Below are 9,367 nucleotides of genomic sequence, written 5' to 3' on the forward strand. Positions count from 1 at the left end.
AAGCTACTTAGTCTTCAACCACTTCTTCCTTCATTTCATCATCACTATTTTCTACAAAATCTTCTGATGTTAACTCGTTGTACTTCGCCAAGATAAGCTCTTCTAATCGATTTCTCGTTTCAGTGTTCAAGGGATGTGCGACATCTTTATACTCACCATTCTTTAGCTTATAACTAGGCATGGCTATGAAAAGACCATTTTTCCCTTGAATGATTTTGATATTTTTTACGACAAATGCGTCATCAATGATGATTGTAGCAAATCCTCGTAATTGATTTGCCTCTCTCTTTACCACCTTAACGTCTGTAATGTTCATTGTAATCTCCTTTTTGTTTTTGTTTGGCAGCACCAAAACCCTTTTTCATTATAATAATCATAGTGATAATCATAAGTCTGCTGGTTATCATAAAAACCAATAACCGTTGATCCGCTTCCAGATACTATAGCTTTTATTGCTCCATTTTCTAGCATATAATCTACAATCTCGTTTATTTCAGGATATCTTGCTCTAAGCACACTATCAAACCTGTTAAAACAATATCTTGCATCCTTTTCGTTAAGTAAATATTTCCAGTTTTGGTTGTCTCCATATTCTGTGACTAATTGATAGGCATCTCCACTTCTAATACCGTAGTCAGGTTTTACCAAAAGAATCATCTCGAAGTCTATTGGTTCTAATATTCTTACTCGTTCACCTCTTCCTTCTCCCATAGCAGTGCCACCAATCAGAAAAAAATTTACATCACTTCCAACCTTTGCTGCTAAACTATGCATATCATCTTCTCTAAGATCTAGATTCCATAAGTTTCGTAAGACCTTGATCGTTGTAGCTGCATTGCTGCTGCCACCACCTAATCCCGCACCAACAGGAATTTTTTTTTCCAACCTAATCTCAATTCCTTCCTTAACTTTGTATCTTTCCTTAATTAGTGAAGCAACTTTATAAACTGTATTATCTGACAGCTTCCCTAAATCTATATCAGACCAAAATTTAACATCCCCATCTTTTGTCAAAAGAAATGTCATTTTATCACAAAGCTCAATCTCACTGTATATTGTTCTTATCTGATGGTATCCGTCATTTCTCTTGCTTAGGATCTCAAGAAAAATGTTAACTTTTGCGTAAGAGTTTTCTGATATATGCCTTAGTTGGTTTCTTGGGTGATTTATCTTCATCATAGTAATAATAATTGCTGTAATAGTAGTAATAAAAACTATAACCTCTATAATACTTATGAGCTTCTATACCATTTGCAATCGCGCCGGTAAAACTAGTCTCAACTATAGACATCATCTCCTTAGATCTTTTTATTATATCCTTTTCTACATAGTCAACTTTAACAACAAGCAATATCATATCAACTTTTTTGGCTAAGATCAAAGCATCTGTTACGGCTATAACAGGAGGAGAATCAATTAGTACATAATCATATCGTTCTTTCAATTCCCTGATCATTAAGTCTGTTCTTGGAGATGAGATTATCTCTGAAGGATTGGGAGGAATGTGACCACTTGTAACAACATGTAGGTTGGGTATTTTAGTTAGTTTTATTACTTGCTCTATCTTCGTTTCCGGATCAATTAAGAAATCTGAAACACCATTATGTTTTTCTAAGTTAAACAGATTTCCTATCATTGGTCGCCTAAGGTCAAAATCAACTAAGACAACTTTTGACTCAGTTTGAGCCATTGTTATACCAAGATTAGCTATCGTAGTAGTTTTCCCTTCTTTAGGTGCTGAGCTGGTTATGCCGATTGATATAGGACCTTCTGTTTTCTTGCGAGCAATAATATTTGTTCTCAGAGTTCTATATGATTCTGTAACAGGTGATTTTGGCGCATAATGTGATATTAATCTTGCTTCTATTAAGCTTTGGGTTTCTAACAGATCAGCTTTCTCATCCCCTTCAGCTTTTTTTAGTTTCTGCAGTAGATCTACCTGATCCGATTCAGATATTCTAATATGGGGAATTGTACCGAAAATCGGTATATTTACGGATCTTTGCATATCATCAAGAGTATGTATTTTAGTATCCAAAGAATTTAGCACTAATGAAGAACCAAGACCAATACCTAAACCAATTATTAAGCCGACTAGATAATTTAATCTCTTATTGGGTTTTATTGGTGATCCCGGAACAGATGATTCTTCCAGTAATCTAATATTGGCTAATTTTGCCTGGACTGCTATTTTGGCATCTTCATACTTTTCAACTAACATTGTATGGATTTTCTCGTTGATGCGATAATTTCTCTCTAATCTGGCTAATTCTACTTCTTTATCCGGCAACAAGGAAAGTCCAATATTGTATTCTGCAACAGTTTGTCGTAGAGCATTTACCTTTGATTCAGCTACATTGAGATCAATGAGGGCAAGAGATATCTTTTCGGTTATGCTTCCACGGTATGTTAGGGGATCTGTAGATCCTTCTTGTACTGCCAAAACTCTCTGAATTTCATTATTGAGATTGTCTTTTGCATTTTGAAGTTGACGATTAAGCTGTATAATCTCTGGATGATCTATGGGGTATTCATTTCTAGTAATTAAATTTGTTATTCTTGTCTGGATAGACACTACTTCTGCTCTCGCTGATTCAATCAAAGAAGAAGTGATTATCGAATTCACATCAATAAACAACTCGTCCTGTCTACCTAACTCTTGTCTTAAATAATCAATCTTTTGAGATATTATATTCCTCTCTGTAACTGCTTCTTCATAAGCAGCTTCAACATCAGCCGATCTGTTAATCAAAGCTCTCGTCTCTTCGGATAAAAGCAAAACACCCTGTTCAATTTTAAAGACTCTTAAATCTTCCTCTGCTAATCTTAAACGGGTAGATACAATTTCAACCTGATCTTCCAAAAAATCCTTTATATTATTCAATTCAGCTCTTTCATACTGAGTTATCTGCTCTATTAGTGCCTGAGCAACAAAATTAGGTACTAAAGAAGCTTCCAGGGGACTAGTAGACGAAAAACTAATCGTTAAAATGTTGGTATCCCTCTTATGCTCAGTTTGTACCTTCCGTAAATAATTCACAGGATTTGTTGATGTTGCTATTGGTAACTCCTGAAAATTCGGGTGCCTTCTTGTTAATTCATATGTCATTTCCAGTACTGGTCTGCTTTTAATAATCTCAATAGTATTATTAACAGTAGTATTACCAGACACAGGTGCAGCAAAAAACAAATCACTTTGAGTCGTTGTTTCGAGTAATATTCTAGTACTTGCTTGGTATATTCTTGTTGCCCTAGAAGTGATAAAATAAGATAAGGCGAGTACAAACAACAAGCTGATCAGAATTATCCATCTATACTTGATAAATATTCTTAAATATCCTAATAGATCTATCTCTTGTTCATGAATATGTTCATCTTCTTTGTATATATTGTTATCATATTGGTTATTCATATAAGCCCCTCTAGTTAACTACCAATATTTCTTATTGCACTGTAAACACTTAACACAATAACAACTTTTGACAGAAAATCTGCAACTTTTGAAAATGCATAAAAGGTAGTACCAGAAACAATAACCGTATCGCCGGGTCTCATAATAGGGATGAGAGATGAATCACCTGAATCAAGGTATTCTCTTAAATCAACCCAGATAACTTCTTCACCGAAACGACTCGATCTTACTATTCTAATTCTGGCAAGTTTAGCATTTTCATTTGGTCCACCTGCTAAAGAGATCAGGGTTAACAGATCTGTGTTATCAGGTACTAAATACAAACCGGGATTTCTGACTTGTCCCCAGATATAGGTGTATATTTTTAATTGATCAATAACTCCGCTGGGTCCTGAATAGACATAAGCCGATGAGGTTCCAATGGAAGGAACCGGATCTGCCTGTGCCCACAGGGTGCAGGATATTATAAACAGGAAAACAGTAAAAAAAAGAGTTCTCACTATTCCTCCTTATCTAGCAAATAATTTAATTAGATTTAAGTCAAGGACTAATAAGCAGGATCGTGAGGTACGATCTGCTTTATGATAAGAACTCCCTGATATATAATTCATTACAATAAACCGGTTTTTCCATCTATCATTGATGAGCTTAATGTTAAGGGACTAAAAGAGCAGATCGGGATCAATCTTCTTTTTTGCTCTTTTTTGGTTCCGGCGGAAGATAATAGATCCACTCTATTAAGGACATCGGGGCAGAATCACCACGACGATATCCGTTCTTAATTATCCGGGTATAGCCACCGTTATGTTCTGAGAGTTTAGGAGCAATATCGGTCATCACTTTTTTTACCAGATCACGATCATGCACAATACTAAAGATCAATCTTTGATGATGAACCGTTCCTTTTTTTGCGTAGGTGATGACTCTTTCAGCAAGTTTTTTCGTTTCCAACGCTTTAGTATGGGTCGTCTTGATCCGTTCGTTGATGATCAGGGAACTGACCAGATTGCGGAGAAGGGCTTTGCGGTGTCCTTTTTCGCGTCCTAAAGTTCGTCCTTCTACTTTATGTCTCATTTTTTTAACCTCTTTTTATGTTATGTTTCCCTCCACCAAAACTGGAAGCTTCATCGAGGGAGCAACCAATTTTGGTGAAGGGTGAAGGGTCAGATCATCTTCTTTTTGGCTTTTTCAATCTCGGAGCGGATTGATCCGACATCCATTCCCAGGGAGAGATTGAATTTTGTTAAGAGGATCTTGATCTCTTCCAGTGATTTTTTGCCGAAATTACGATATTTGAGCATTTCGGCTTCTGTTTTTTCTACCAGATCGCCAAGTGTATCTATTTGAGCAGCTTCCAGACAATTGGCTGATCTAACTGTTAATTCCAACTCTTTAACCGGCAGATTAAGTAATTTGTCCATCTCATCTAAGCGGGGATCAAGCTCTTTCTCCTCGATATAGGAGGGCTCTTCTTCAAAAACGGAGATCTTTTCATAGAGATCCTTGAGGTATTTGGCAGAGATGAAGAGTGCTTTTTGAGGATCTAAAGACCCATTAGTATAGATATCAATAGTAAGTTTATCATAGTCAATCTTTTCACCGACCCTTTGTTTAGTAGTGTAAAAATTTACCTTGGTGATCGGCGAATAAATAGAATCTATCGGAATGACCCCGGTTGGTTTATCTTCTATATCCTGTTCATCAGAAGAGACATAACCTCTGCCGGCACCTACCCACATCTCCATTCTGAAATCTGTTTTTTCTAATAATTCCAGCAATTCCATATCCTTGTTAATAATCTGATTTCCGGCAGGGAGATCAATATCCGAGGCGAAGATCTTGCCCGGTCCCTTAAATTCAAGAGTTATCTTTATCTCTTTGAGAGTATCAACCTGAAAAACTAACTGCTTCAATCTTAAGATCAGGTCAATAAAATCGGAATTACTGCCGGGTATCGGACATAGCTCATGATGCAACCCCTCTATCTTCACAAACCTGATAGCTGCACCCTGAATAGAAGATAACAAGACCCTTCTCAAGGTGTTGCCAACCGTAATGGCATATCCGGGTTCCAGTGGACCCAACTCAAACCTTCCAAAAGTGGAAGTATAGCTTTCTTTATCAACATCTATGCTGATCGGAAACTGGATCGGCAATAAATAATTCATTAAACCTCCTTTGATTCGTTACGGGTTAAGTGTTACGCGTTGTGGTTCTCTATTTCGAATAGTATTCTACTATCAAGCGTTCGTCTATTTCAACCGGGATCTGGTCTCTTAAAGGAACATTGATCAGGGTACCCTTGAAACTATCTTTATCAACCGCAAACCATTCAAATTTCGCCAGATCTGTAGTTGCTTCCATAGCTTCCTGAATCATATCGAGTTTTCTGCTCTTCTCAGCAACCATGATCTCTTGTCCCGGCTTAACTATATAGGAAGGTATATCTACCTTTCTGTTGCCGACTATAAAATGTCCATGACTGATCAGCTGTCGAGCAGCATTTCTTGACGGTGCAAAACCCATTCTATAGACGAGATTATCTAATCTCATTTCTAATATCTGCAGCAAATTTTCGCCTGTGATACCTGTTTTTTTCTCTGCGATCTGGAAATACTTGCGGAACTGTTTTTCCAAGACCCCATAAAGTCGTCTTGCCTTCTGCTTCTCCCGCAAATGGATACCAAAATCGCTTACCTTTTTTCTAAATCCCTGTCCATGATCTCCCGGGGCATATTTCCGGCGATCAAAAGAACATTTTTCAGTATTACAACGCAGACCTTTCAGAAAGAGTTTTGTTCCTTCTCTTCTGCATAATCTGCATGATGGTCCTGTATATCTTGCCATTTTGTCTGTCTCCGTTATATTCTTCTCTGTTTAGGTGGTCGGCAACCGTTATGCGGGATCGGGGTAGTATCTTTGATCATGACCACTTTCATGCCGGCTGCATTGATAGATCTGATCGCCGCTTCTCTGCCACCACCAGGTCCTTTGACTATGACCTTAACTTTGGTGATACCCATTTCGGCTGCAGCTTTGGAAACCTGATCAGCAGCTAACTGCGCAGCAAAAGGGGTGCTCTTTTTTGAACCCTTATAACCGATCTTGCCACCGCTCGACCAAGCAATTACATTACCTGCCTGATCGGTGATCGATACTATAGTATTGTTAAAACTGGAGTGAACATAGGCGATTCCCTCATCAAAAGCCAATCTTACTCTTTTCTTCTTCACCTTTTTTGTTGCTTTCTTTGCCATTCATTCTCCCCTATTTCTTTCTTTTTGCACTCAAAGAACCGGGTCTGGGACCCTTCCTTGTTCTGGCATTAGTATGTGTTCTTTGACCCCTTACCGGTAAACCACGCTTATGACGAAGACCCCGATAAGATCCAATTTCCATCAAACGTTTTATATTCATGGTAACCTGCGTCCGGAGTGTACCTTCAACGATGTGATCATTTTGAATTATATCCCTGATTGCCTTTTCTTCTTCTACCGACAGGTCCTTGACTTTCTTATTTTCATCGACATTAGCTTTGCGTAATATCTGCTGAGCTGTAGGTTTGCCGATACCGTAAATATAACTCAATCCAATAACTACCCGTTTGTTATTGGGAATCTCAATTCCAGCTATGTGTGCCAATCTTTTCCTCCTTAATTTATCTCATGTAGTAGTCGGGTCTTTTTACCTTTCCACCATTTCACCCTTATTTATCCTTGTCTCTGTTTATGTTTAGGATTGCTTGGACATAGAACCCTTACTATGCCGTTACGCACAATGATCTTACAATCTTTGCACATTTTTTTGACAGATGAACGAACTTTCATAATTTCTCCTATTTATACCTATAGGTTATTCTACCTCGGTTAAGATCATAAGGTGATAATTCAACTTTTACTTTATCACCAGGTAGTATCCTTATATAATGCATTCTCATTTTCCCTGAACTATGAGCCAGTATCTCATGACCATTCTCTAACTGTACACGAAAGAAAGTATTTGGCAATGCTTCCTTTACAACTCCTTCGACTTCAATGACACCTGTTTTTGCCATAATTTCACCTATTGGGTTAAAATTAACGGTTCGTGATCGGTTATTAAAATAGTATGTTCATAATGTGCCGATAAAGAATTATCGGCGACAAAGAACTCCCAACCAATCTCATTTACTTGATTAGTTCCGTAATTTACCATCGGTTCAATAGCTAAAGTCATCCCCTTGATCAGACGCCTTCCGTTACCTTTTACACCATGATTGGGGATCATCGGTTCTTCATGCAAATTTTTACCTACACCATGTCCGGTTAATCTATCAGCAACATAGAAACCTTTGCTGGTAACATAACTTCCGATAGCATAGGATATATCTCCCACTGATGCACCTTCAACCGCTTGTTCTATTCCGTTGCTGAGTGAGATCTCAGTAACTTCCATTAAAATTCTGGCATCATTGCTGATCAAGCCAACTGCATAAGTTTTAGCAGCATCACCAAAATATCCGTTTTTGCCAACACCAACATCTATACCGATTATATCACCCTCTTTCAGGATAACATCCTCTCTTGGTATTCCATGTACGATACAGGAGTTTATAGAAGCACAGATAGCTGCAGGATAGGGTGGAAGACCGGGAATTGTATAACCCTTGAAAGCAGGAAAAGCTCCATTGTTTTTAATTATCCGGTCTGCTTTTCTTTCGATCTCTATGGTTGTTATACCCGGTTTGATGTAAGAATAGAGTTCATTCAGAACTTCTGCTACTATCTTACAACACTCTGTGATCCCCTGGATATCCTTATCGCTTCTATACTGAGCCATTATCTTCCGCTGCGACCTCTTAATTTACCTTTCTTCATGAAACCTTCATAGTGTCTCATTACTAGATGTGATTCTATCTGCTGAAGTGTGTCCAGAGCAACACCAACAATAATGATCAAACCTGTGCCACCAAAATAAAAAGGAAGATTAGTGAATTTGGTCATGAATTCCGGTAACACTGCCACAAAAGCAAAAAATATTGCCCCGGGAAGTGTTATGCGGGTCAGTACATTATTAATATACTCTGCGGTCTTTTTGCCTGGCTTTTTGCCGGGTATAAATCCACCGTACTTCTTCATGTTCTCTGCCATTTCCACCGGATTGAGAATTATTGCTGTGTAGAAATAGGCGAAGAATATTATTAAAAGCACATAAAGTGTTGTATAGATGAACTCTCCCGGTGATAACCATCGTATTACTACATTCATGAAATCACTTGCCGGAAAGAAAGTGGCAATCGTTCTGGGGAACATAATAACCGATTGGGCAAATATGATCGGAATCACACCAGCAGTATTAACTCTTAGAGGAATATGAGTACTCTGCCCGCCATACATGCGTCTGCCAACTACCCGTTTTGCATATTGGACAGGTATTTTCCTCATCGCTTCAGTCACCAGAATGACACTTGCCGTAACCCCCACCATGATGATCAACACTAAAAGACCCATGAAGATACTCATAGCTCCAGCTCTGATCATATTGAACATCAGTATGAATCCCTGAGGATATCGGGCAATAATACCGGCAAAAATGATCAATGATATACCGTTTCCGATACCGAATTCTGTTATCTGTTCACCAAGCCACATAATGACTATTGTCCCGGTTACCAAAGTAACCACCGTTGTAAAGATGAACATAAATCCGGGATTAGTAACGGCTCTCATTCCGCTGGCACTCTCCAGCGACTGCAGAAAGAAACTGATCCCGATGGCATTAAAAGCAGCTATTATAACTGTACCGTATCTGGTGATCTGAGCTATCTTTTTCTGCCCCTCGGCTCCCTCTTTTTTCAATTTCTCGAAAAAGGGAATGATGCTCCCTAATAACTGAATAACAATTGAAGCTGTAATGTACGGCATGATACCTAAAGCAAAAACGGAAGCACGCTCAAAATTTCCACCAACAAACATG

General features: G+C 38.3%; 13 protein-coding genes. All 13 read right to left on the reverse strand.

Annotated elements, in window-relative coordinates; all coding sequences use genetic code 11:
- Positions 1-7 precede the first annotated feature (7 nt).
- The gene (gene spoVG / locus K0B81_08220; protein MBW6516578.1) at positions 8-316 is read right to left on the reverse strand and encodes a septation regulator SpoVG; all 309 of its coding nucleotides are present in this window, start codon (positions 314-316) and stop codon (positions 8-10) included.
- Complete coding sequence (gene ispE, locus K0B81_08225) at positions 313-1,179, reverse strand: 4-(cytidine 5'-diphospho)-2-C-methyl-D-erythritol kinase (GenBank protein MBW6516579.1); 867 nt, start codon at positions 1,177-1,179, stop codon at positions 313-315. The genes spoVG and ispE overlap by 4 nt, the downstream gene beginning before the upstream one ends.
- On the reverse strand, positions 1,112-3,412 hold the full coding sequence (locus K0B81_08230) for a polysaccharide biosynthesis tyrosine autokinase (protein MBW6516580.1): 2,301 nt from the start codon (positions 3,410-3,412) through the stop codon (positions 1,112-1,114). The genes ispE and K0B81_08230 overlap by 68 nt, the downstream gene beginning before the upstream one ends.
- 14 nt (positions 3,413-3,426) lie before the next feature.
- Positions 3,427-3,912: an SLBB domain-containing protein gene (locus K0B81_08235; GenBank protein MBW6516581.1), complete on the reverse strand. Its 486-nt coding sequence runs from the start codon at positions 3,910-3,912 to the stop codon at positions 3,427-3,429.
- 181 nt (positions 3,913-4,093) lie between these two features.
- On the reverse strand, positions 4,094-4,486 hold the full coding sequence (rplQ, locus tag K0B81_08240) for a 50S ribosomal protein L17 (protein MBW6516582.1): 393 nt from the start codon (positions 4,484-4,486) through the stop codon (positions 4,094-4,096).
- Between the two features lie 89 nt (positions 4,487-4,575).
- Complete coding sequence (locus K0B81_08245; GenBank protein ID MBW6516583.1) at positions 4,576-5,580, reverse strand: DNA-directed RNA polymerase subunit alpha; 1,005 nt, start codon at positions 5,578-5,580, stop codon at positions 4,576-4,578.
- Positions 5,581-5,629: 49 nt separating this feature from the next.
- Positions 5,630-6,259, reverse strand: a complete 630-nt coding sequence (gene rpsD / locus K0B81_08250) for a 30S ribosomal protein S4 (protein MBW6516584.1) — start codon at positions 6,257-6,259, stop codon at positions 5,630-5,632.
- A gap of 14 nt (positions 6,260-6,273) precedes the next feature.
- Positions 6,274-6,669, reverse strand: a complete 396-nt coding sequence (gene rpsK / locus K0B81_08255; GenBank protein MBW6516585.1) for a 30S ribosomal protein S11 — start codon at positions 6,667-6,669, stop codon at positions 6,274-6,276.
- Positions 6,670-6,679: 10 nt separating this feature from the next.
- Positions 6,680-7,054, reverse strand: coding sequence for a 30S ribosomal protein S13 (gene rpsM, locus K0B81_08260; protein MBW6516586.1), 375 nt, complete (start codon positions 7,052-7,054; stop codon positions 6,680-6,682).
- 68 nt (positions 7,055-7,122) lie between these two features.
- Positions 7,123-7,239, reverse strand: coding sequence for a 50S ribosomal protein L36 (rpmJ, locus tag K0B81_08265; GenBank protein ID MBW6516587.1), 117 nt, complete (start codon positions 7,237-7,239; stop codon positions 7,123-7,125).
- Positions 7,240-7,247: 8 nt separating this feature from the next.
- Positions 7,248-7,466 (reverse strand): translation initiation factor IF-1, encoded by a 219-nt coding sequence (gene infA, locus K0B81_08270; protein ID MBW6516588.1) that lies wholly within the window; start codon positions 7,464-7,466, stop codon positions 7,248-7,250.
- Between the two features lie 8 nt (positions 7,467-7,474).
- Complete coding sequence (gene map / locus K0B81_08275) at positions 7,475-8,230, reverse strand: type I methionyl aminopeptidase (GenBank protein MBW6516589.1); 756 nt, start codon at positions 8,228-8,230, stop codon at positions 7,475-7,477.
- The coding region (gene secY, locus K0B81_08280) for a preprotein translocase subunit SecY (GenBank protein ID MBW6516590.1) at positions 8,230-9,367 on the reverse strand (1,138 nt) is incomplete at its 5' end. The genes secY and map, both read right to left, overlap by 1 nt.

It is taken from the genome of Candidatus Cloacimonadota bacterium (assembly GCA_019429305.1).
In the GTDB taxonomy this organism is placed as follows: Bacteria; Cloacimonadota; Cloacimonadia; order Cloacimonadales; family JAJBBL01; genus JAHYIR01.

Bases quoted from the DNA above. Each gene is read 5' to 3' on its own strand.
- spoVG (MBW6516578.1), bottom strand. From the start codon at position 316: ATGAACATTACAGACGTTAAGGTGGTAAAGAGAGAGGCAAATCAATTA.
- ispE (MBW6516579.1), bottom strand. From the start codon at position 1,179: ATGATGAAGATAAATCACCCAAGAAACCAACTAAGGCATATATCAGAA.
- K0B81_08230 (MBW6516580.1), bottom strand. From the start codon at position 3,412: ATGAATAACCAATATGATAACAATATATACAAAGAAGATGAACATATT.
- rplQ (MBW6516582.1), bottom strand. From the start codon at position 4,486: ATGAGACATAAAGTAGAAGGACGAACTTTAGGACGCGAAAAAGGACAC.
- K0B81_08245 (MBW6516583.1), bottom strand. From the start codon at position 5,580: ATGAATTATTTATTGCCGATCCAGTTTCCGATCAGCATAGATGTTGAT.
- rpsD (MBW6516584.1), bottom strand. From the start codon at position 6,259: ATGGCAAGATATACAGGACCATCATGCAGATTATGCAGAAGAGAAGGA.
- rpsK (MBW6516585.1), bottom strand. From the start codon at position 6,669: ATGGCAAAGAAAGCAACAAAAAAGGTGAAGAAGAAAAGAGTAAGATTG.
- rpmJ (MBW6516587.1), bottom strand. From the start codon at position 7,239: ATGAAAGTTCGTTCATCTGTCAAAAAAATGTGCAAAGATTGTAAGATC.
- infA (MBW6516588.1), bottom strand. From the start codon at position 7,466: ATGGCAAAAACAGGTGTCATTGAAGTCGAAGGAGTTGTAAAGGAAGCA.
- map (MBW6516589.1), bottom strand. From the start codon at position 8,230: ATGGCTCAGTATAGAAGCGATAAGGATATCCAGGGGATCACAGAGTGT.